This is a genomic window from Bacillus sp. SJS, assembly GCF_000732485.2.
Classification (GTDB): domain Bacteria; phylum Bacillota; class Bacilli; order Bacillales; family Bacillaceae; genus Metabacillus_B; species Metabacillus_B sediminis.
Genome location: NZ_JAQV02000001.1, coordinates 21,122 through 44,699, shown reverse-complemented (window position 1 = coordinate 44,699; position 23,578 = coordinate 21,122). Strand labels below are relative to the sequence as shown.

Genomic DNA, 23,578 nt, shown 5'->3' with positions numbered 1-23,578 from the left:
CAAAATTCAGACCGTTTGTTCACAAAATCACCATTTTTACGGCAGCAGGAAATGATAGATGTAGAGAGCATACAATATAAAGACTCCGCTTACGACAATAAAGGTATCCATCCAGCCGCTGCTCGAATGACTGCCGCCGCTGCTCCTTTTCCTTTTCGCAACGGGCTTCTTTTGGGCTGAATGCCTTTTTGGCGGAGGAGATGCCGTTTTTTGCCCGGATCTGCTGTTTCTCCCCTTTGAAGACGTTTGCCTTTTTTCCGGTTCCGCCAGACATTGAAGCAGTTCTTTCTTCATCTCTTCCGCTTTGGCATATTGTCCTTTTAATGCCTTCCTTAAAACACTCCGCTGTTTATAAAGAAGCGGTACGCTGTCAATTTTCTCAAATAAAAGTTTTTCTCCCTCACTGTTTTTAAGAAACCTTCCCCCGCAGCCGGCATTGACCGCAATCATGGCTGCGGCAAAAAGATCATAGCCGGGATCCGCTTTTCGTGATCCCATTCCCCAGTACCCTCTGTCGAAAAATTCTGTGTACTCTTTAATGGATCTGCCTATTCCTGTTGTTCCGCCTACATCAATAATCTTAACCGTAACAGGCGAATCCGTTACAATAAGATTTTCCGGTTTAAGATCTCCGAAAACCCAGCCGGCTTCATGCAGATTCGACAAGCTGCCAAGAAGCTGGAGCATGAGGACAGGCACCCATTCAGCACCCCTTGCCTTCACAAAATCCAAAAAGGGAACACCTTTTATGTATTCCATCACGTAAAAAGAAGGAACGGGGCTTCCCCCTCCCTGATCCCAGTCGTCCGTATCAAATAAATGAGGCCCAAGGTTTTTCCCCTGGACCTTTGAAAAGTGTTTCAGCACATTCACTTCAGACGTGATAGACATGCTGTTGTCACTCAGTTTTAACGCCGCAAGTCCGCTGCTTCTCTGAACTAAATAGACCGCCCCGTTCGCTCCTTTTCCGAGAGACTTGATCACGGTGTATTCGTTCTGATGCCACTTTCCCTTAATTTTCGTACCGGGAAGTATTTTATCGGCCACCTTCATAGCGATACCCCTCATCATCCAGCAGGTCTTTCCGGCTTCCTCTTTTTTTTGCTGATAAGAGCGGCACCCTCGCGAATTGCAGGTCCCGTTGGGGTAAGCCCCCCAGCAGAAAGCTTGGAAAATATAGAGGATATGGACTCCAGCCGAGGTGTCCAGTCTATGACGGTCTCCACATCCGCACGTTTCCCAGGAAATACACACACAGAGAACTCATTTTCGCCAATCCGGGAATTCAGGCTGATGGACAGATCCAGCAGCGCCTCTTTCACAGTAGGGAGCTTCGGTGTCATGCTTGCACTTACATCGACCATGATGACCATTTCTAAATGCATGGTTTCTCCCAGCTCGTCCACTACCTCCATCACTTCCCCCCTTTTATCAGGCGGCAGCTCTTCCATTGAAACCTTTTTCCCCAGAATTTGCTGAAGCTCTTTGTTGACGACCCCCTGGATGGTTTGCGTCATCGCTTTCCTTGTGACCATTTGTACCGTTTGAGACAGCACTTGAGTGTAGACGGTCTGGCTGACACCGCCTCCGGAAGCTGCAATGCTCTCAATCTCTCTCATAGCGGCTTCATCAATAACCTTTTCATCTACCACCCCAATTACGTTCACTGTGATCCCTTGCTCGTTGGCATACGCTGCCATTGCGACCGGGTCCTCTCCATGATTGGAACATCCGTCAGTGATGAGAAGGATCTGTTTAATTCGTCCTCGATTCATTGCTTTCCCCTCCTGTAAGGTCTGATATCTATCAGCCTTGCCACAGGAGTACAATTTTCATACTATTAAATTTTTATTCTGTATGATCATGAAGTGGAATTCACGGTTCTACTGCTTTTCCTTTATGAAACACTCTGTTTTTTCTTTTGAAAATAGCGGTTTGTAGAAATCGCCGCCCATTTAGGAGTGTTGTGTTCAATCTTCGCAGCGATGATGGTCATATCATCATCGATTTTTCCGGAACGGGTCCTAATGACCTCTTCCATAATTAAATCCGCCACCTCCTGAGGGTCATTTGTTTCCAGCTCCGATACTTTTCTCTTCATCCAAATTTCATGATTCTCTACATGTTTAGGTCCTTCAAAAATCCCGTCGCTCATCATAATAAGCAAATCCCCTGCTTTAAGCTGCTCACCTACCACATCCACTTCAAAGTCTTCGATAATTCCAATCGGCAAATTGCTCGCCTGTATTTTTATGACTTTATCCCCCCGTTTGATAAAGCTTGGCGTTGAACCGATCTTAAGGAATTTACACGTGGCATCCTGCAAATCTACAATAGCCAAATCAAGTGTTGAGTACACTTCATCTGTCGTTCGAAGAGATAGAATCGAGTTGACGGTTTTAATCGCCACCTTTTCATCGATCCCCGATTGCAGGATTTTTTCAAGGAGCTTAATCGTTTCGTTGCTTTCAAACTGTGCTCTCGCTCCATTTCCCATTCCGTCGCTTATGGCAATGGCATATTTTCCAACCCCCAAATCAATCATGGAATAGCTGTCTCCTGAAACAAGCCCGCCTCCTTTTGCAGCATGTGCTGCTCCGATATCTACTTTAAAGCTCTTGGCTGAACCGAATGATACATGACAAAATCCGTTTGGATACAGGCCGCACTCCTCGTGCTTCACTATGACCTGCTCTTCCAATATATCTGAAAGCATTGGAGCAATGATTTTTTCGCATTCGCCATGGCCCTGGCAAAACGGGATCGACATTTCCATGTCTACATTCCCCTGCTCCAAGCTGTATATTTCAACATGACCGATTTCCACTCCGAAATTCTGGAGAGCTTCTAAGATCTGCTCTTCCAGTAAAAAGTGATTTTCCCTTTCACGTCTGATTTCCCGGGAAAAGTCCTCCATCACTTTGGAAACGCCAAGCAGCTGTTCAGCTACGAGTCTGCGGCTCTCCTGGACTTGCTTATTCAATTTCTGGTTCGCTTTGAACTCATTAAGCTCCTGTTCTATGGCCACTTCTACCTGAGTCGCCTTGGAGCAATGTGCATGAAATTCCTTCTTCAGTTTCCGATTAACCGAGTACGTGTTCGCACTCGTCTCATTCGTCACCTGTGTCATAAGATCATAGGTGTCTTGAAAATTATTGACCCAGCACCTTTCTTTTTTATAGCAATGATGACAGGTTTTCTCTGTAATCGTACTTAAAAATAAATCCGTTTCTCTTGCCGAGTCTGCCTCTCCCTTTTCATAGAAGGCATTAAAACTTTGGGACAGAGCCTCAAATACACCAGAGAACTGATCCACCCGATGCGCGGTGACATCTCTTATTCTCGTAGCGTACAGCTGCTGTTCCATCGCATGCTCATTTGTTCCAGGAATATGCTTTGCAAGACTGGCTGTTATTCCTTTCGGTGTAAGGAAAAACAAAACGATTGCTGCCGTGGATTCCACCATAGTGGCCATGAAGTCGGACGTGCCGCCCCCATACAGGGACAGCAGCATGGATCCGATGAGCAGGCCAGCTGCTGCCCCGATTTTCTGGCCTTCCTTTAACAGCCCGCCGAGTAAACCTGAAAATGCCAGCAGACTCATTTGATACAGGTTTCCTACATTGGCGAGACTCAAGATCAGGCCGGTGACTACCCCAACGGTACAGCCGATGCTTGATCCTCCAATAAAGGCAAATAACAGGACCATGTATCTGGAAAAAACGTGCTCTGCTTTGAAGTCCATATAAGAGACCCCGGTTAAACCGGTCATTACCGAAGCAATGAGAATCATCAGACAAATGATTTCCTCTGATTTCAGTGACTGCTTATACCGCGGACTCGATATGAGCGGAATGCTTTGAAGAAAAATGAGAGTAAGGATAAAGGCCAATCCGGCTTCTACTCCGGCCATCATCGCATCATAGGAAGAAATCGTTCCGTATAATACGAAGGTGGAGGCAATCCTTGTTCCCGCTACCGCGAGCAGGATGATGAAAGGCAGTGTCCGGACCCGGTCCTTAAATATAAAGGCACCGGCCTTTTGCAAAAATAAGAAGAACAGCAGGTGGCACGTAATGATGAGGGATGTTTCCAGTGAGATTGTCAGCCCTCCGGCCGCCAGCGATAAAGCTCCGATCAGCGCTTTATCTTTTTTCATTAAGAAGAGTACTCCAAAGAACGGAAGGGCAAACGGGAGAATTTCAGTTAGGATAACAGCTCGTCCAAGTAAAAATCCGATGAACATATATAGAAGTCCTTTATGAAACAGAATGGATTGAAAGTAAGCACCCGCTTTTTTCGTAGATCTTTGAATTGCATGCTGCGTTTTTTCAATCGCTGCTCCGCTAATCGGTTCCATTAATCTTCTTTCAGCTTTTTGCACTATACATACCCCCAAATCGGTTTGTTGAGGTAATTATAGCGGACGGAAAAAATAGATTTTGTCAAAACAAGGGTGCTTGACCAAGAAAGCGTTCGACGGTTTAAGCTTGCTCCTTCATGATTTAGAGCGAATCCCCCAGCATTTACAAAAGAAAAAGAAGATTGCTGACGTCATTTCGATGAACGTGTAGAAAAGACTGAAAATTATTTGGTATAAATTTTGAATTTGTTTAATTTGCCTATTGATTTTAGCTTCTGGTCCGGCGGTCCGGTCCCAAAATCAATAGATCGCATTAGGAGGTAAACGAAGAAATTAAGCAGAGAAGCGTACAGCTGAGAAGAAATGACTGATTGAAGCCCCGGGGACAACGTGTGGGATTCTGGAAGGCTTTTATTATATAGGTGCTTTGAACAATTTTGAGTTATGCTGATTGGAGCATCCTGCAGCGAAAATCTGCCGCCACGCAATTTAAAAATTACTTTCTTATATAGACAAAAAAACTTCCCTAATGGAAGTTTTTCAATGATTGATGACCCGTACGGGATTCGAACCCGTGTTACCGCCGTGAAAGGGCGGTGTCTTAACCGCTTGACCAACGGGCCTCATAATTCTGTTTTAAAAATTGGTAGCGGCGGAGGGGATCGAACCCCCGACCTCACGGGTATGAACCGTACGCTCTAGCCAGCTGAGCTACACCGCCATATAAATGCGCGACCTGCCATGGCCGTGCGGGCTGTACTTCTTTCAAACAGGCTTGCTGTCCTATGAAGCACAAGTTCTATAATACAAAGCTTTGGGTTATGAGTCAATACTAAATTTAATTTTTTTCAAGAAACCATTAAATGACTGGGTTATCTTCTGCTCAGTCATCTAATAAAAAACAAAAAAACACCCCAAAGGAGTGTTTTTATCTATATTGACAGCAGCAAGTTAGCCTCTTTTTGCTCCGCGTCCGCCGCGTTTTGATTCTGTATTCCTTTTAAGAGAAGATAACCGGTCTTCACTGTCTTTAAGGAAGCGGCTCATTTTTTGTTCAAAATTCTCTTTAGGACGGAATTCGTTTCTTCCTGCTCCGCCTCCGCCACCTCGGTGCGGCCGGTCTGTACGCGGGCGATCCTGACGAGGACGCTCAGGACGTTCAGGACGATCTGGACGGTCGATTGCTTTCTTAATCGATAGACCGATCTTTCCATCTTTTTCAACGTTGATGACTTTTACTTCAACCATGTCGCCAACTTTAAGATGGTCATTAATGTCTTTCACGTAATTATCGGCTACTTCGCTTATGTGAACTAGACCCGTGGAACCTCCCGGTAGCTCAACAAAAGCTCCGAAATTCGTAATACCAGTTACTTTACCTTGTAACTTGCTGCCAACTTCAATGGACATAAAAAAAATGCTCCTCCTTAAACTGATAAAAAAATCATCATTTCTTTAATTATACCTAAACCAAAATCATAGTGTCAATAAAGGCTATTTTTTGTCCGGTGAACTAAAAATAATTTCATTCTCTCCGGAGAGGAAATAATCCCTTCTCGCCAGTTCTGCAATATAGTCATCGTCGTTCAGTTTGCCAATTTCCTCCTGAAGCATACTTTGTTCTTTTTTCAAATCCTTCAGCTCACTCGTTAGCTTGTCCTTCTGCTCGGCTTGCTCTGAAAGGGCTGCTGACTGATTGATCATTCCAGTAATAATGAAAATCGCGAATAAAGCGACGATGGCTCCAAAGACGGTTAAACGGCGAAAAAGACCTCTTTTTCTGCGCTTTAGAATTTGATCATTGCGCTCCTGCTGCTGCATATATTGGGACTGAAGCTGCGTTACTTTATGGCTTTTTTCTGCTGACATTTATACATTCCCTCACTTTCCAGTGATTCGTTTAATCGATTTCCACGCACTAATCAATAAGTTCTTGGCTTGATTCGCAATTCCTTCCAATTTTGAAAAGATTCGCGAAAAAAATGTTTTCAAAAAACCGGGCATCATGTTCCAGATGAGCAGCATGGCCCATCTTAAAGGTGCTAATACGATTTTAACGGCTCCCCAGATAAAAAGAAACGCCCATTTTAATATTTTCCAAAAAAGATTCAGCAAACCGGTGATGACAACGGCAAATAGTGTGATGATTCCCTTAATGGGTTTTATCAGAACAAAATGTGCGACACCCATTAAAAGCTTAAAGATAAAGAGGAAGGATCGGATCAGAAAATTCAGGACTGCCAGGTATATACCCTTTAGCAGGCTTTGATAAGCAGCAAAACCGCATAAAATGGCGAGGAACATATAAATTCTCAGTTCCCCCTCATTTACAAGAAGCAGCACGTAAAAAAAGAGAACACTTTGGAGCAGCCAAAATACCAGATCATTGAAGAATACAATCCAGCCTGCCCTTTTGGAACGGACTAGAAATCTTCTATATGTATCCAGGGCTGCTCCAAGCCATGCTCCCATTCCTGCCATGGCAAACATGGTATAAAACTGAACCGTTAGCGTCATTTAAATAATTTGCTAAAGAATCCTTTAGCTTTCTCCGCATGCTGTTCGTCCAGGTAAACAATGTCCAGAATCCGGCCCTTAATGGACACAATTCCTTTGTCCACATCAAGATTTTGCATCTGCAGATTTTCACCGCGGACCGCAAGCGCCCCCATAACCGTATCCAGCAGAAACTCTTCGTTATCAAAGCTTTCTACTTCTTTAACGCCTGTAATCTCCAGGAGTTTTCTGCCTTTCATGACAAGATCATGGTTTTCCGGTACTGTATTTGTCTGAGGCTGATTTTGCTGATAGTAATTCATCCTCTGTACCCCCGCTTCTCATATCGTTTTGCTTATATCTATGAGTAAAACGGGAGAAAAAGAACAAGCCCCTTCAAGCAGATTCAGTTCTCGCCCAGTTTTTCTTCTTTAATAATCGTATACATTTCTGCTGCATCTTCTTTTTTAGTGGTTTCTTTTAAATGGTCGATGCGGACCGTTACACGCTTTTGGCCGAAGCGGATGACCATTTCATCCCCTTCTTTTACATTAGAGCTTGCTTTTGCGGGTGTTCCATTGATTTCAATACGGCCCTGATCGGCAACTTCCTTTGCCAGCGTGCGGCGTTTAATCAGTCTGGATACCTTCAGAAATTTATCTAGTCTCATGTTCATAACCCCTTCTTTCTGTCTATTCCAATCCTTTTGCTTCATCCCAGTAGGTGTCCATTTTTTCAAGCGTCAACTCTTCTAGAACTTCGCCATTTTCTTTCGCTTTCTTCTCTATATATTTAAAACGAGAAGTGAATTTTTGATTTGTTGAGGACAGCGCCTCTTCCGGTTCAATTTGAAGGAATCGTCCAATGTTCACCAGGGCAAATAAGACATCCCCAAACTCCTTGAGAAGTGCTTTATCATCTTCACCGGGATTTTGTTTAAGCTCTTCTTCAAACTCCAGGATCTCTTCCTTTACCTTAAGCCACGCATCTTCTGCCTTATCCCAGTCAAACCCTGCTTTCGCAGCCTTTTTCTGAATTTGATACGCCTTTGAAAGAGCTGGCAAAGCCCCAGGAACGGAATCAAGCAATGATTCTGGAGCTGTCTTCCCTTCCGCTTTCTTAATCTCTTCCCAGTTTACAAGCACTTCTTCTGCCGTATCTGCTTCGATGTCGCCAAAGACATGAGGGTGCCTCCGCACCATTTTTTCAGAGATTGACCGGATAACTTCATCGATGGAAAACAGCCCTTCGTCTTCACCAATTTGTGCCTGCAGGACAACTTGAAGAAGAACGTCTCCCATTTCCTCAATCATATGGTCAATGTCCTCAGACTCAATCGCATCGAGGAGCTCATAGCACTCCTCAATCAAGTACTTTTTCAGCGATTGGAAGGTCTGCTTCTGATCCCAGGGACATCCTCCAGGTCCGCGGAGCGAAGCAATGATGTCTCTGAACGCATCGAACCTGTGATAAAGAAGCTTCTCATCCTGAACAGGCGGAATATACAGGCTCGTAAGGTTGGAGACAGCGGAAACCCGGTCCAGTTCATATAGCGGTACTTTAAGAATTTCTTCCTGCCTGCTTCCTGCAGCTGTAACGATGTATACCTCATAATCAAAAGGCAGCTCTTCCATAAGAGTGAGCTTGACCTCAGACGCCACCATCTGATCATATACCTGACATAAAACGATATGCTGGGTGAATTGCAATTCTCCCCTTTTCAAAGTCAAAGCATCCACCATTTGAAAGCCGTCAATTGGATCAATGTTCAGCGATGCGAACGTCGCGTCCAAAAAGCTCTGTCCTCCTGCGACACGTACCTGGAATGAATTTCGCTTCGATTCCTCAAGCAAAATTTGAACCGTTTTTTCAGCAACCATCGGATGCCCGGGAACCGTATAAACGACATCTCCGCTAGCTGCCTCCTTGATCAGGAATTCAGCAATTTCTTCATATACATCCTCGAACCTCGAATGCTGCATGTACATTTCATCAAACGAGCCGGCTATCGCGATTTCATTCTTCAGTTCTTCCAGAACAGGATGGTCCATCGTTCTTGTATAAATCCGGTTTGAGGATTGAAGAAGACGGTAGATCCCAAGCGGAAGCTGGTTGATGTCGCCAGCGCCAAGTCCGGCTATATGAATGGTGTTCATTTTTTCACGTCCCTTTTCTTCTGCGACCACAGCCGGATTTTTGTGCCGAATGGAACAATATCCAGTTCGTCGCTGTTAAAAACATTTAATTTGATGACAGCAAACATATAGACAGCGCCGCCAACTGCGACTGCCGTTATGGCCTCAATAGAAGCAAGAGCCCTGTTTCTCCCAAGCACCCACTCAAACCCTGCCATGTAGCCTCTCAAAACGGCAAGCATGAGGACAGCGGAGAAAACAATCTTGATAATACTTCTGTACTCATGAAGCTTGTACTGTTTTTTTCTGAGAAAATATATATTCATCACCGCAACAACGAAGAACGCCGCGACGGTTGCAACAGCGGCCCCATCCGCTTCGTAACGGGGGATCAGGACAATGTTTAAGGTGATTTTTATGATGACACCTGCAATTACGGATATAGCAGGATAAATGGTCTGATTCAAACCTTGAAGGATAGCTGCAATAGTCATGGATAAAGATGTAAACAGGATGGACAAGCTCAAAATACCTAAAATATCTGATCCATAGTTGTTACGGAAAAGCATAATATTCGTTTCCTCGACGATCCCAATCAGCCCTGCTGTAGCACCCGCTCCAACAGCCAAACAAACCTTAATCGATAAATTAATTTTATCTTTTATAAATTTCTCATCATTCCTGCGCTTCGCACTGGAAATCAAGGGCACAAGCGACAATGACAGGGAGGTCGCGACAACAGTTCCCAGCTGAATAAGAGGCTGGCCCCGGTCATAGATTCCTTTAGCTGTTTTAGCAGCAGTCGGATCCATTCCTTTATTGACCAGCATTGAAAACAGCTGAAATGCGTCAACAAGCTGAATTAAAATCAGCAAAAGACTGCTGACACATATGGTAAAAGTAAACAGGATAAGGTCTTTTAATAAATCCCAAGTCTTAATTACGGAAGGAATCAAAGGACCATTTAACTCTCTGTGATCCCTGCGGAACCAGTAAACAGCAAGAACAATCAAAGCAGCAGCCCCTCCGGTAAGAGACCCAAAGAGCGCGCCTTGCCCTGCTTCATAAAAGTTGCGTCCATTTTTCAGCAAAATATAGGCAACCCCTATAATTGTCACCACACGAAATGCCTGTTCAACTACTTGGGAAAGAGCCGTCGGAAACATATGATGCATCCCTTGAAAATAGCCCCTTAGCACGGATACGAAAGGAACGAGCAAAAATGAAAATGAAATAATTTCAATTAACGGTTTAAGATGCATATCTCCCATAATGCCCGCAATCCATCCGGAACCGGCATACAAAAGAGAAAATGATAAAAGACCGGTAAACACAAGAAATAAACTGCTGACTTTCCAAATTTTCCTTAAATCAGCAGGATTGTGCCCCTCGCCATATTCAGCGAACAGCTTTGAAACGATAATCGGAAACCCTGATGTAGCAAGCATAATAGAAATCCCGTAAAACGGATAAACCTGCTGATATATGTAAAATCCAATATCTCCAACAATATTTTGATAAGGCACCCGATAGGCAGCACTCATAATTTTTGTAAGCAAACCGGCAATCGTCAAAACGAAAGCCCCCTGCCAAATAACGCTCTTTCTAGACGGCACAGCCATCCCCATTCTCCTTCCAAATTCACTGACGAAGATATTATATCACATGAAATGCGGAGGGCGCTTGCTTAGCCGTGAAAGACGGTGGAGCCCCCGACGGAGAGGCGTTTTTTGCCTCGACCGAGGGGGCGAAGCGGCCGAACGGCTAGCGCCCGGAGCTGGACACCATGAAATGCGCAGGGCGCTTCTAGTAAGGAGGTTCTGCTAAGAGCGCGGCGTCCTGCCGCAACGCAGAACTGACCTGCATCGTGCAGGCCTCCGTGAAAGACGGTGGAGCCCCCGACCGAGAGGCGCGACGTCCTCTCGATACAGGAAAAGACAGCCCAAAGGCTGCCTTTTTGTAATACATATAATAAGATCGAAACCTAGTTCTCCATTTGGCGTGCAAGGAAGCCGGCTGCTGTTTCTACCGCTTTTTTCTCCACTTCGCCAAGCGTTCCTTCTTTTGAGAAGATAACGACTGCGCCGATTGGATCTCCATTTGCGATGATTGGACCAATGGTATAGGCTTTGACTTCTTCTTTAATCCCTTCAAGAAGCTGAAGCTCTCCTGCATCTGTTTTTAGAATGGAGCTTCTTTCTTCCATGGAGCGTTCAATGTCTTCGCTGATGTTGCGGTTCATGTATTCCTTTTTTGAACTTCCGGAAACAGCGATGAAAGCGTCTCTGTCACAAATCAGCACCGGGTGGCCCATGCTGTCGTAAAGAGCGTCTGCATATTCCCTTGCAAAATCTCCAAGTTCACTTATTGGTGAATATTTCTTTAGAATGACTTCGCCGTCGCGGTCTACGAAAATTTCCAGCGGATCCCCTTCGCGGATGCGGAGTGTTCTGCGGATTTCTTTCGGAATAACCACACGTCCTAAATCATCAATTCGACGAACAATGCCAGTTGCCTTCATCTATTGCTGCCTCACTTTCATCTTGTGAATTGATACCAGGTAATGGCTCCATGTTAGCAGCCGTGACCTCTTGTTGAGAATAGTATCCTTCACAATAAAGGTAATATACACACAATAAATGAAAATATAAGCAGATAATCAGCTGGCTGAAATTTCTTCCTTTTTCACATGCTTTAGTCCTTTAAGAAGGCCGATTAAAATAGATAAACGTTCTTCCGCACTTAAGCCCTTTGTCTGGACAGAAATTTTCAATTTGTTCGCGTCCATTCCGAGACCGACTTTACGGCCGTACTGGCTGCTTAATTCAAACAGCTTTTGGCCATCTGCGCGCTGGCTGGCCTCCTCGTTGATGGACATGTAAATAACGTCCTTCGCTTCTTTAATGATTTCGACTTTTTCACGAATCGCAAGAAGTTTCGCTTCAGCCACTTTAAAGAGATAGCTTACTTCGGAAGGATACGTGCCGAAGCGATCCGTCATTTCTTCCTGCAGCTCTGCTAGATCTTCTTCTGTGGCAATTCCTCTGAAGCGTTTATACATATCGATTTTCTGTTTTCCATCTGAAATGTACGCCTCTGGAATGTATGCATCCAGATCCAGATCAATTTCCGGTTCAAATGCTTTTTCCTTCGGTGCATCGCCTTTGCGTTCTTCGATGGCCTCTTTCAGCATCTGGGAATATAAATCAAATCCGACAGAATCAATGAAGCCATGCTGCTGTGCTCCAAGAAGGTTTCCTGCACCCCGAATGGATAAATCGCGCATGGCGATTTTAAATCCGGATCCAAGCTCGGTAAATTCTTTTATCGCCTGCAGCCTTTTTTCTGCAACTTCTGTAAGAACTTTGTCCTTCCGGTACGTGAAGTAAGCATATGCGACCCTGCTTGATCGGCCGACACGCCCTCTTAGCTGATAGAGCTGGGATAGTCCCATTTTATCTGCATCATACACAATAAGGGTGTTGACGTTCGGGATGTCGACGCCCGTTTCAATAATCGTGGTACTGACCAAAACGTCTGACTGGCCTTCAAGGAAGTTAAGCATGACGGATTCCAATTCGTTTTCCGTCATTTTCCCATGTGCATACGTGACTCTTGCATCTGGAACAAGCATTGAAATTTCATCGGCTTTGCGGCTGATGTCCTCTACGCGGTTGTAAAGAACATAGACCTGCCCGCCCCTCGAGAGCTCACGTTCAATGGATTCTCTGACAAGTCCTCCGTTGTTTTCCACAACATATGTCTGCACAGGATAGCGGTTTTCCGGCGGCGTCTCTATGACCGACAAATCCCTTACTCCGAGCATCGACATATGCAGTGTTCTTGGAATTGGAGTCGCGGTAAGCGTCAAAACATCTACGTTTGCTTTCATTTGTTTGATTTTTTCCTTATGGGTAACACCAAAGCGCTGCTCCTCATCAATTATGAGCAGTCCCAGATTCTTATATTTAACATCCTTAGAAAGAAGACGGTGGGTTCCTATTACAAGATCTACCGTTCCATTCTCCAGGCCTTTTGTCGTTTCATTCATTTCCTTGCGGGTTCGGAATCTGCTTAGGAGACCGACAGTCATAGGATAGTCCTGAAACCGTTCGCGAACGGTTTCGTAGTGCTGCTGGGCTAGAATTGTCGTTGGAACAAGGAGTGCTACCTGCTTTCCATCAGCAATAGCCTTGAATGCTGCCCGGATTGCTACCTCCGTTTTCCCGTAGCCAACATCTCCGCAAAGAAGCCGGTCCATCGGGCGTTCCCGCTCCATATCCATTTTAATTTCATGGATGGAACGAATCTGATCCTCTGTTTCCTGATAAGGGAACGCTGCCTCGAAATCGCGCTGCATTTCTCCATCCGGAGAAAAGGCATAGCCTCTGCTTGCTTCCCTTTCCGCATAAAGCTTAATCAAATCATCCGCAATATCCTGAACGGATGATTCCACTTTTTTCTTCACCCGGCGCCAGTCATTTCCGCCAAGCTTATAAATTTTCGGTTCTTTCCCTTCAGATCCAACGTACTTTTGAACCTGATCGATTTGCTCTACCGGAACGTAAAGCTTGTCAGAGCCCTGATACCGGATATGAAGATAATCCTTGTGATTGCCGTTGATTTCAAGCGTCTCAATCCCTAAATACTTTCCGATTCCATGATTAATGTGCACGACATAATCACCTGTTTGAAGCTCGGAGTAGCTCTTAATCCGCTCGGCATTGGACAGCTTCTGGCGTCTCGGCTGCTTCTTAGCGCGCTTTTTGAACAGCTCTTCTTCTGTAATGACGGCAATTTTTTGCAAAGGAAGCTCAAAGCCCGTTTGCAGATCCCCCTCTAAAATATAAGCCTTTCCAGGTTTAAGAGGATCTCCATCTTTCATAATTGTTGCTGACATATCATAGTCCTGGAGCACCTGCTCGAGCTTTTGCACCCGCTCTGCACTGGCTCCCAGAAAAACAGTGATGAACTTTCCTTTGTTCCATCGGTCGAGCTCGCCCTTTAAGACGTTCATCTGGCCATGAAAATTCTGCATTTGCTTGCATGATACGTTTAAGATATTTTGAGGACTTGTATGAGGGACGTGTCTTAAAAACAAGGAAAGATATACGATTGGATTGGCTGGAAGAGCCAGAGGCTGCTCGCGGGAAATTTTCACATCATGGACAATCTTCCCGTTTTCAAGCATGCTCGTAATCCATTCCGCTTCTTCCGATTCAAGCTGCTCCATCATCTCATGGATACGGCTGATTTCATCCATTACAACGGTTGCAGTCCCATCAAAATAATCTAGTAAACTAGCAGGCTTTTCATAGAAGAAGGAAAGGTATTTATGCATTTCCTCTGTAACCTGACCATTCCGGAGCATTTCAAGCTCATACTGGACATTTTGGAGCAGCAATTCCTTCTGCTGGTCATTTTTCAGCTTTTTCAATGATTTGGAAAGAGCAGCTTCTAATTGCTGTTCGCAGCGCTCAAGATGCTCACGCTGCAGCAGGATTTCTTTCGCAGGACCAAGCACGATGCTCTTCATCTTTTTCAATGAACGCTGATCTGCAAGGTCAAATGAACGGATGGAGTCCACTTCAATATCAAACAGTTCAATCCGGACGGGATTTTCCTCCGTCAGCGGATAAAGGTCAATAATACCCCCGCGAACACTGAATTCTCCCGGTGCCGAAACCATGTTGGTCCGTTCATAGCCAATTTGGGAAAGCCAGCTGAAAAATGAATCCGTATCCAGTTCATCTCCGACCGAAAGAGTTTTCTGGCTTGCATTCCACATGCTTTTGGCTGGAAGCAGTCTCCGCAATGCAGCGGCCGGTGCAACCACAATGCCTTTTTTACCAGATGCCAAATGATTCAGCACTTCCATCCTCTGAGCCATCAGCTCCGGACTGGCTACCGCCATATCAGAAGCGATCAGTTCATTAACAGGATAGAGAAAAACATTACCGCCCGCTAAATTTGCCAAGTCCTCAAAAACCTTTTGAGCCTGGTAGAGATTGTGTGTGACAACGAGGACGGATTCTCCTGTTTCCATATATAAAGAGGATGTGAATAGAGACCTTGCCGAACCGGAAAGCCCAGCCAGCAGCTGCTCTCTCAATCCTTCCTTCAGACCGGTAACAACGGTTTTAAAATCTTCGTTTGAATAAAAAAACGAGTGCAGACTTTTCATGCCTTTCCCTCCTTCCGAAAAATTTGTCTCCATACAGGCGGACAAATAGAAAAACGCTTTGGGACTAAAAGCCAAAGCTTTTTATTGTATGAACTTTTCTACCTGGTGGAAAGCAGGATTTCGATCAAGCGCTTCCTGGCAATCCTCACAAATCGTTTTTATCTCTATATCTCCATTCGCCATGTAGCGGATCATTTCCTGTCTCTCTTCACTGGTTAAGTAGTGAAAACCTAATTCTCCGCTATGAATGGCCTCATTCTCCAATGTGCCGACTTTTGTACCGCAATGGCGGCAATAATAGTGGTAACCCATAGTTCCTCCAAAAGCTTTTTACAGATAGTATAAACGCTTGAGGAACCCATTATACTTACTTGGACTGATTAAACTCGTTCATCACCTGAAGAAAAGGTTTGTTCAGCCATTCTGCGCAGGCATCAGCTGATCGGATTACAGCTTCTTTAATCAGGGGCTGTTCATCCTTTGAAAATTGACCGAGCACATAGTCCGGCACCTTCATCCCGCTTGGCGGACGGTCGATTCCGATCCGTACACGGTTGAACTCCTGTGTACCAAAGTGCTGAATCATGGACTTGATGCCATTATGACCGCCTGCGCTGCCCTTTGTGCGAAGCCTGATTTTTCCTGCCGGCAAATCAAGGTCATCATAAATGACCGCCATGTCTTCATCTGGCACCTCGTAAAAATCCATAAGAGGGCGGACGCATTCTCCTGATAAATTCATATATGTAAGCGGCTTAACCAGTAAAACCTTTGTTCCGCCGGCCATACCCATGCCATACACCCCATTGAATTTAGAGCGGTCAAGCTGAATGGACAGACGGTGAGCCAATTCATCGATGACCATAAAACCAGCGTTATGACGTGTTTCTGCATATTGTTTCCCCGGATTTCCGAGCCCAACAAAAACTTTCAAGTGATTCCCACCTTTATAAATAAAAATCGGCGGATGTCTTCCAGCCAATTTTTCTTCTTGATTTCTCCATTATATTATAAAAAAGATTCGGCACATAGAAAAGAGGCTGGCACAAAACAGTCTGTTTTGGCCAGCCCGGCATGATTATTCTTTTATTCAGCCTCGTCTTCCCCTTCACGCCCTTCAGCGTTTTCAGGCTCACCAGGCTCCTGCTCTTCGCCAGAATCAATTTCTTCTTCTGCTTGAGGAGGAAGAATTGAAGCAATAACCTCATCATCTTCATGATTGATTGTGTATTTTTTAGAATCCTTCAAGTCGGATATAGTCAGCGTATCATTAACAGCAAGGTTTGAGATATCCACCTCAATCGTTTGCGGGATATCATTTGGTTTTGCTGTAACGGAAATCTGGTAAAGAGGCTGCTGCAGCACTCCGCCGTCTTTCACGCCCTGCGCTTCGCCAGTTAAGGTTAGCGGAACTTCTACATCCACTTCGGAATTCATATTTACAGCTAAAAAGTCAGCATGCAGAATTTCGTTCTTCATGGTGTCGCGCTGCATATCATTAACCATTACGGAATGCTTTTTGCCATCTACATCAAGCTGAATGATCGCGTTGCGTCCTTCATCACGCAAAACTTTTAGAAGATCGATGCTGTCAATAGAGACTGCTTTGTTATCCGTTTTAAATCCATATATGATGCCAGGCACATGGCCCTGCAATCGTATTGCCCGTGTAGCGGATTTTTTAAATTCTTTTCTTTCTTTCGCTTTAATTGTTGTGCTCATGTCTTACACCTTCCTAACATCGTGATAATTGCTTATTATAGTCAATTCCCACAATTCGTCCGGTCTAAACATAAGAAACGATTAATCGAACAGTGTACTTACAGATTGCTCTTCATGGATACGGATGATGGCTTCACCGATAAGCGGAGCTACGGAAAGCTCAATCACCTTATCAATTTTTTTATCTTCCGTAAGCGCAATGGAGTTTGTTACAACAAGCTCTTTAATCTTGGAATTCTGGATTCTCTCGATTGCAGGGCCTGACAAAACAGGGTGCGTACAGCATGCATACACTTCTGATGCTCCGTTTTCAACGAGTGCATTCGCTGCAAGTGTAATTGTCCCTGCTGTATCAATAATGTCATCAATCAGAATGGCTGTCTTTCCTTCAATGTTACCGACGATATTCATGACCTCAACCACATTAGGGCGCGGTCTGCGTTTATCAATAATGGCAATGGGCGCTTTCAGACGGTCTGCCAGCTTACGGGCACGTGTAACTCCGCCATGGTCCGGGGAAACGATTACGATATCCTTAAGATCCTTCTTGCTGAAGTAATCCCCAAGGATCGGAACACCCATTAAGTGGTCGATCAGAATATCAAAGAATCCTTGAATCTGCGGTGCATGCAAGTCTAACGTGATGACACGGTCCGCTCCTGCCGTTTCAAGAAGATTTGCCACAAGCTTCGCTGTAATCGGCTCTCGCGCGCGCGCTTTACGGTCCTGACGGGCATATCCGTAGTAAGGCATAACAATGTTAATTGTTTTAGCAGAGGCACGTTTTAATGCATCAATCATGATCAGAAGTTCCATAAGATGTTCATTAACAGGGCCGCTTGTAGATTGAATAATGTATACGTCACAGCCGCGGATACTTTCTTCAATGTTGATTTGAATTTCGCCGTCGCTGAAACGGGTAACAGAACATTTTCCAAGCTGAACGCCTACAACATTTGCTATTTCTTCCGCAAGACCGGGATTTGAATTCAGTGAGAAAATCTTTAAATTTGCATCACCGTACTGATTTGACATAATGTGGTGAACCTCCAATTAGGAATTAGAATTTTGATTCATGCTCAGACGGCCGACATAGTCTTCTTTGTTGACTTGTCTGGCGCGTGCAACCGATAGCGCTTGGCCCGGCACATCTTCTGTAATCGTTGAGCCTGCTGCTACATAGGCTCCTTTTCCAACTGTTACAGGTGCAATCAAGTTAGAATTGCATCCGATAAATGCCCCATCTTCCACCTTTGTTAACGCCTTATTTTTCCCATCATAGTTCACTGTAATCGAACCGCAGCCGAGGTTAACGTCTGAACCGATTTCCGCATCGCCGATATAGCTCAGGTGAGAGGCTTTGCTTCCTTTGCCCATAGATGTTTTCTTGATTTCGACAAAATTGCCGATCTTCACTTCATCTGAAACAGAGGACTGCGGACGAATATGCGCAAACGGGCCCACTGCGACTAGCTTTCCAATTTCACTATCATGAACAACTGATTGGCGGATCACTGTTTGATCTCCTATTACACTGTCTTTAATCTCAGTGTTAGGGCCAATTTCGCAGTCTTCTCCGATTTTAGCATTCCCTTTAATTATCGTCCCTGGATAAATCATGGTATCTCTGCCAATCTCAGCATCTGCAGAAATGTAAGTCTGGTCAGGATCGATCAAGGTAACCCCATTGCGCATATGGAAGGTATTGATGCGTTTCTTCATATATTTTTCTGCTTGTGAAAGCGCTACGCGGTCATTCACCCCGAGTGATTCTTCAAATGAGTCTGTCTGATAGGCAGAAACCACCTGGCCCTCGTTCTTAAGAATTTCAATCACGTCCGGCAAGTAGTATTCACCTTGTACGTTGTCATTCGAAACTTTGCTTAGCGTTTCGAACAGCATTTTGTTATCAAAGCAGTATGTACCGGTATTGATCTCATCAATTTTCCGTTCCTCTGCTGAAGCGTCTTTATGCTCAACAATTTTCTCAACAAGTCCCGAGCTGCTGCGGACGATACGGCCATAACCGGCTGGATCCTCTGCTTTAACCGTCAGAATTGTTGCTTTTGAGTTTGTTTCGCTGTGATGGGAAAGAAGATTCTCCATCGTTTCAGACGTGATCAGCGGTGTATCTCCGCATACTACGATCGTCGTACCATTAAGATCCTGGAGCTGGCTTGAAGCTTGCATGACCGCATGAGCGGTTCCAAGCTGCTCGCTTTGCAGAGCATATTCACTTTTTTCTCCAAGCTGTGCTTTTACCATTTCTGCACCATGCCCAATAATTGTCACCATTTTCTCAAGGTTTAATTTGGACATTTCATCCGCTACGTGCTGAACCATTGGTTTGCCGCAAACAGGATGCAGAACTTTATAAAGCTTGGATTTCATACGTGTACCTTGACCAGCTGCTAGAATGACTGCAAAACGATTTTCCATGTGTAAGCCTCCCAAGTATCCCTATTTATCCATTAAAAAATATATCTTAAATATGGCTTCATTTCAAGGCAGGATGCTAAAGTGCCGAATATTTCTCATAGAAGAAAAATCAGGATAGGACTTTATCAGGGGGTCTTTAAGGAGGGACGGCACAATCGATTCGCTCAGATGAGGAGTAACCGCGGTTGTTAAAGCACGGGACACATTTTAGACATAATTAAACCCCTGTTACTCAGTAACAAGGGCGAACATATTTTAGGAAGCACCTGCTTCTTCAAATTCAACTTCAACTTCTTCCATTTCTCCAAGCCTGTGGTATTCAGTCAAAACAGCTTCTTGAATTTTCCCGCGTGTACCCGAATTGATTGGATGGGCAATATCACGGAATTCTCCGTCTGGAGTTCTTTTGCTTGGCATTGCTACGAATAGCCCATTATTCCCATCGATTACACGAATGTCATGTACAACAAATTCGTGATCGAGTGTAATGGATGCAATCGCTCTCATTCTGCCTTCTGTGTTAACGCGGCGTAATCTTACGTCAGTCACTTCCATTATGTTCACCACCTTTTCCCTGGATGAAAAACTTTACAGTATGAATTCCACGGAAATTTCTCAATTCCTGCATTCTGAAAAAATTTTTTTGAAAAAACAGGGAAAGGTAGGAAAGTTTTCTTATTGACTTGGGTAAATTATTTAGTTAGGGCAACGCATTCAATTTCAATAAGTGCGTCTTTTGGCAGTCTCGCTACTTCCACACAGGATCTTGCGGGCTTGTGCGTATGAAAATATTCCCCGTACACATCGTTGATTTCCGGGAAGTCATTCATATCCTTAATGAAAACAGTTGCTTTCACAACCTGCTCAAGTGAGCTCCCAGCCTGTTCCAGAACCGCCTGTAAATTTGCAAACACCTGATGGGTCTGCTCCCTCACGCCGCCTTCCGCCATTTCACCATCAGTTTTGAGCGGAATTTGTCCGGAAGTGAAAACGAGATTGTTCACAGCCATCCCTTGAGAATAAGGTCCGATTGCCGATGGCGCTTTACTTGTTTGAATGATTTTCATCGTTCTTCAGCTCCTTTTAAAATGCCAAAAAAACCTTACGGCCGCTTGGCAGCATCAAAAAAATTACCTTCCTGAAGCTCAATTTGTTTGCCCTTCACATCAACACCGGTCAGTTTCACAAGAGAAATATACTCGTCCACTAAACGCTCTTCGACACCCTTGGTCTCAACCAATACGCCGATTCCCGCGACTTTCGCCTGGAATTCCTCCAGCAGGCTCACCATTCCGTTAATCGTTCCCCCGGCCTTCATAAAATCATCAATTATGAGAACGTTTGATCCTTCTTTCAAACTTCTTTTCGCAAGCACCATTGTCTGGATTCTTTTGGAGGACCCGGAAACATAATTAATGCTGACAGTAGATCCCTCTGTCACCTTGCTGTCTTTTCTAACGATGATCACCGGAACGTTCAAGTCGTTCGCTACTGCATAGGCAAGAGGAATTCCTTTTGTCGCAACGGTCATCACAACATCAATTTTCCGCTCTGCAAAAACAGAGGCAAACATTCTTCCCACCTTATTCACGATGGATGGATCTCCAAGAATATCCGTCAAATAAAGATAGCCGCCCGGAAGCAGACGGTCCGGAGCCGCCATTCTCTTTTTAATGGAGTCAATGATTGCGCCTGCTTCTTCGATATGCATACCCGGTACGAATTTCACCCCGCCTGCTGCGCCCGGAACCGTTTGAAGAGAGCCGACACCCTGCTGTTCAAAAGTTTGTTTAATAATGGTTAAATCTTCACTGATTGATGATTTTGCAGACTGGTATCTTTCCGAAAAGTAGGTAAGAGGGACAAGCGAATGCGGATGATTAAGCATATAATTCGTCATGTCCACGAGTCTGCCGCTTCGACGAAGCTTCATGGAATAACCCCCAAAATCCGAATATTGTTAAAGATAATATATCTTAATATACGTCTTTAATCAAGTTCGCATCGCTCGCCAAGCATTCTTACGGCAAATACCTGATCGCAAAATCCTCTCAGCCCATTGTAAATCCGGTGGACCTTCGATTCATATTGAACCAAACCAAACACAGTAGGCCCGCTTCCGCTCATCAAAACAGCATCTGCGCCAAACCGTTTCATCTGATCCTTAATCATCGCAACTTCCGGCTGCATTTTCAGGGTAACGGATTCAAGAACATTCCCAAGATTATCGCAAATGCCTTCATAGCTTTTTTCCTGAATAGCCCCTACCATTCTGCCGGTGTGCGGATGCTTAACGCCATCCAGCTTCAAACCGCGGTAAACATCTGCAGTTGATACCCCTGCTGTAGGCTTAGCCAGGATCACCCAGCAATGCGGAGGTGCTTCAATGTGGCGGATTTTTTCTCCGCGTCCGGTAGCAACCGCTGTTCCGCCGTATACGCAAAAGGATACATCAGAGCCGATTTCCGCTCCGATTTCAGCCAGTTCATCCAGAGTCAGCCCCAGATTCCATAGTCTGTTCAGACCTCTTAAAGCTGCTGCTGCATCACTGCTGCCTCCTGCCAGTCCTGCTGCTACAGGAATGACCTTGGTAATCCCGATCGACACTCCCCGCTTAATGCCAAAGCGTTCTTTCAATATACTTGCGGCCTGATAAGCGAGGTTCCGGTGATCATCAGGAACGAACCGGTTGTGGGAGGTGATGGATATGCCGCCTCTAGGCCCCATATCAATCAGCTCGATCCGGTCTGCCAGATCAATGGTCGTCATCACCATTTCCACTTCATGAAACCCGTCTTTTCTTTTATGTAAAACGTCAAGCGACAGATTAATCTTCGCCGGCGCTTTTTCTAGAACTCGCATACTCTCACCTGCTTCTAAAACGAACTGAAATTGTATCCACATTGTACCACAAAAAGAAGATAAATATTGCTGTTTTTCGACATGGTTTTCATGTACGCCAAGCCTCGGGAGCTTTTACATGCTGCGTAAAAGAATTTCCCTGACATCCTGTTTATTCAGGACCTTATAGGTTCCGACTTCATCCTTCATGAATGATTTTTCAACAAGCTGATCAAGCTTTGAATCATCAATGCCATAATCAGCCAGTCTGCTTGGTGCGCCAATTGAATTCCAAAAGCTTCTCAGCGCTGCAATACCTTCTTTAGCCGTCTCTAATTCACTTTTTCCTTCAGGGGAAATCTTAAACACATTCACCGCCAGTTTTTTCATCCTGGAAGGATCAATTTCAGAACAATAGCTCATCCAGTTTGGAAAAAGAATCGCAAGCCCGCCTCCGTGGGGAATATCATAGACAGCTGAAACGGCATGTTCAATTTGATGCGAACCCCAATCCCCGCCATCTGTCCCGTTTGACAGCGTCTCATTGAATGCAGTTGTGCCGGCATACATCACCGTCTCCCGCAGTTTGAAATTATGAAGATCCTGAACCAGTTCCGTTCCTGCTTCCATAACCGTAATCAGCAGCGACTCAATAAACCGGTCAATCATTGGGGTATTCTCTGTTCGGTGGAAATATTGTTCTAGTGCGTGGGACATGATATCCACGATTCCGTAAACCGTTTGATCACACGGAACGGAAAAAGTAAAAGTTGGATCCAAAATCGAGAATTGCGGGAATACAAGCGGACTTCCCCAGCCCCGCTTCTCATTTTTCTCCCAATCCGTAATGACGGAAATATTATTCATTTCCGATCCTGTCGCTGCCAATGTCAAAACCGTACCGAAAGGAAGGGCCCGATCCGGTGCTCCTTTTCTCGATATGACGTCCCATACGTCCCCTTCATAATAAACACCAATGGAAATAGCCTTCACACAATCAATAACACTTCCGCCTCCAACGGCCAAAAGCAAATCAATATCCTCTTTGCGGCAAAGCTCAATTCCTGCCTTTACTGTAGTAAGACGCGGATTCGGTTCCACTCCTGACAGTTCAAATACATGTGCATCCGCTTTATGTAATTCGTTAAGAACTGCATCATATACACCATTCTTTTTAATGCTTCCCCCGCCGTATACGATCAGCACGTTTTTGCCAGTGCCTCCGAGCTCGCTCTTCAATTGACGGATTTGTCCTTCTCCAAACCAAAGCTTTGTTGGATTATGCTGTAAAAAAGAAATCACGTACTCTTCCTCCTAAAAAATCATCATGAATGTATCATAGCAAAAAGTGCCGGGAATAAGAACAATAGTGCAAGCGAATGAAATTCTGCTAAGTGC

21 protein-coding genes, 2 tRNA genes and 1 pseudogene are annotated in these 23,578 nt (G+C 44.8%); all 24 read right to left on the bottom strand.

Translation table 11 applies throughout. From position 1 onward, the window contains the following. Positions 1-36: 36 nt before the first annotated feature. The 24 genes and pseudogenes from AS29_RS00230 to AS29_RS00115 all read right to left on the bottom strand — a co-directional run bounded on the left by AS29_RS00230 (position 37) and on the right by AS29_RS00115 (position 23,482). Positions 37-1,071 (bottom strand): protein kinase domain-containing protein, encoded by a 1,035-nt coding sequence (locus AS29_RS00230; protein WP_051860842.1) that lies wholly within the window; start codon positions 1,069-1,071, stop codon positions 37-39. Next, positions 1,037-1,775, bottom strand: a pseudogene (locus AS29_RS00225) (VWA domain-containing protein). Before AS29_RS00225 ends, AS29_RS00230 begins: the two are co-directional and overlap by 35 nt. Before the next feature lie 122 nt (positions 1,776-1,897). After that, entirely contained in the window at positions 1,898-4,384 is a 2,487-nt protein-coding gene (gene spoIIE, locus AS29_RS00220) for a stage II sporulation protein E (protein WP_035412503.1), read from the bottom strand. 530 nt (positions 4,385-4,914) lie between these two features. Beyond that, positions 4,915-4,986 (bottom strand) — tRNA-Glu (locus AS29_RS00215). A 21-nt stretch (positions 4,987-5,007) separates the two neighbouring features. Beyond that, a tRNA-Met gene (locus AS29_RS00210) sits at positions 5,008-5,084 on the bottom strand. 230 nt (positions 5,085-5,314) lie between these two features. Continuing rightward, positions 5,315-5,773 (bottom strand): S1 domain-containing RNA-binding protein, encoded by a 459-nt coding sequence (locus AS29_RS00205; RefSeq protein WP_035412509.1) that lies wholly within the window; start codon positions 5,771-5,773, stop codon positions 5,315-5,317. Positions 5,774-5,857: 84 nt separating this feature from the next. Further along, the gene (locus AS29_RS00200) at positions 5,858-6,232 is read right to left on the bottom strand and encodes an FtsB family cell division protein (RefSeq protein ID WP_035412513.1); all 375 of its coding nucleotides are present in this window, start codon (positions 6,230-6,232) and stop codon (positions 5,858-5,860) included. A gap of 12 nt (positions 6,233-6,244) precedes the next feature. Beyond that, a complete protein-coding gene (yabQ, locus tag AS29_RS00195) occupies positions 6,245-6,880 on the bottom strand; it encodes a spore cortex biosynthesis protein YabQ (RefSeq protein ID WP_035412516.1) in 636 nt (211 codons plus the stop codon). Beyond that, on the bottom strand, positions 6,877-7,182 hold the full coding sequence (gene yabP / locus AS29_RS00190; protein WP_035412519.1) for a sporulation protein YabP: 306 nt from the start codon (positions 7,180-7,182) through the stop codon (positions 6,877-6,879). The genes yabQ and yabP overlap by 4 nt, the downstream gene beginning before the upstream one ends. Before the next feature lie 83 nt (positions 7,183-7,265). Further along, a complete protein-coding gene (locus AS29_RS00185) occupies positions 7,266-7,529 on the bottom strand; it encodes an RNA-binding S4 domain-containing protein (protein WP_035412523.1) in 264 nt (87 codons plus the stop codon). 22 nt (positions 7,530-7,551) lie between these two features. Continuing rightward, complete coding sequence (mazG, locus tag AS29_RS00180; RefSeq protein WP_035412526.1) at positions 7,552-9,015, bottom strand: nucleoside triphosphate pyrophosphohydrolase; 1,464 nt, start codon at positions 9,013-9,015, stop codon at positions 7,552-7,554. Next, the gene (locus AS29_RS00175; RefSeq protein ID WP_231889892.1) at positions 9,012-10,616 is read right to left on the bottom strand and encodes a putative polysaccharide biosynthesis protein; all 1,605 of its coding nucleotides are present in this window, start codon (positions 10,614-10,616) and stop codon (positions 9,012-9,014) included. The genes mazG and AS29_RS00175 overlap by 4 nt, the downstream gene beginning before the upstream one ends. A gap of 362 nt (positions 10,617-10,978) precedes the next feature. Beyond that, positions 10,979-11,515 (bottom strand): stage V sporulation protein T, encoded by a 537-nt coding sequence (spoVT, locus tag AS29_RS00170; protein ID WP_035412531.1) that lies wholly within the window; start codon positions 11,513-11,515, stop codon positions 10,979-10,981. A 138-nt stretch (positions 11,516-11,653) separates the two neighbouring features. Then, complete coding sequence (gene mfd, locus AS29_RS00165; RefSeq protein WP_035412534.1) at positions 11,654-15,178, bottom strand: transcription-repair coupling factor; 3,525 nt, start codon at positions 15,176-15,178, stop codon at positions 11,654-11,656. Between the two features lie 81 nt (positions 15,179-15,259). Continuing rightward, positions 15,260-15,490 carry an anti-sigma-F factor Fin family protein gene (locus tag AS29_RS00160; protein WP_035412537.1) on the bottom strand — a complete coding sequence of 77 codons (231 nt, stop codon included), beginning with the start codon at positions 15,488-15,490 and terminating at the stop codon, positions 15,260-15,262. Between the two features lie 55 nt (positions 15,491-15,545). After that, positions 15,546-16,112 (bottom strand): aminoacyl-tRNA hydrolase, encoded by a 567-nt coding sequence (pth, locus tag AS29_RS00155; protein WP_035412540.1) that lies wholly within the window; start codon positions 16,110-16,112, stop codon positions 15,546-15,548. 152 nt (positions 16,113-16,264) lie between these two features. Next, positions 16,265-16,900: a 50S ribosomal protein L25/general stress protein Ctc gene (locus AS29_RS00150; RefSeq protein ID WP_035412542.1), complete on the bottom strand. Its 636-nt coding sequence runs from the start codon at positions 16,898-16,900 to the stop codon at positions 16,265-16,267. 81 nt (positions 16,901-16,981) lie between these two features. Further along, positions 16,982-17,935, bottom strand: a complete 954-nt coding sequence (locus AS29_RS00145) for a ribose-phosphate diphosphokinase (protein WP_035412546.1) — start codon at positions 17,933-17,935, stop codon at positions 16,982-16,984. Between the two features lie 18 nt (positions 17,936-17,953). Beyond that, positions 17,954-19,339 (bottom strand): bifunctional UDP-N-acetylglucosamine diphosphorylase/glucosamine-1-phosphate N-acetyltransferase GlmU, encoded by a 1,386-nt coding sequence (gene glmU / locus AS29_RS00140; RefSeq protein WP_035412550.1) that lies wholly within the window; start codon positions 19,337-19,339, stop codon positions 17,954-17,956. Between the two features lie 255 nt (positions 19,340-19,594). Beyond that, entirely contained in the window at positions 19,595-19,894 is a 300-nt protein-coding gene (gene spoVG, locus AS29_RS00135; RefSeq protein ID WP_035412552.1) for a septation regulator SpoVG, read from the bottom strand. A gap of 137 nt (positions 19,895-20,031) precedes the next feature. After that, positions 20,032-20,406 carry a RidA family protein gene (locus AS29_RS00130; protein ID WP_035412555.1) on the bottom strand — a complete coding sequence of 125 codons (375 nt, stop codon included), beginning with the start codon at positions 20,404-20,406 and terminating at the stop codon, positions 20,032-20,034. Between the two features lie 35 nt (positions 20,407-20,441). Beyond that, entirely contained in the window at positions 20,442-21,272 is an 831-nt protein-coding gene (gene purR, locus AS29_RS00125; RefSeq protein WP_035412558.1) for a pur operon repressor, read from the bottom strand. A 56-nt stretch (positions 21,273-21,328) separates the two neighbouring features. Further along, positions 21,329-22,201, bottom strand: coding sequence for a 4-(cytidine 5'-diphospho)-2-C-methyl-D-erythritol kinase (gene ispE / locus AS29_RS00120; protein ID WP_035412561.1), 873 nt, complete (start codon positions 22,199-22,201; stop codon positions 21,329-21,331). Positions 22,202-22,315: 114 nt separating this feature from the next. After that, a complete protein-coding gene (locus AS29_RS00115) occupies positions 22,316-23,482 on the bottom strand; it encodes an iron-containing alcohol dehydrogenase (RefSeq protein ID WP_035412564.1) in 1,167 nt (388 codons plus the stop codon). Positions 23,483-23,578 lie beyond the last annotated feature (96 nt).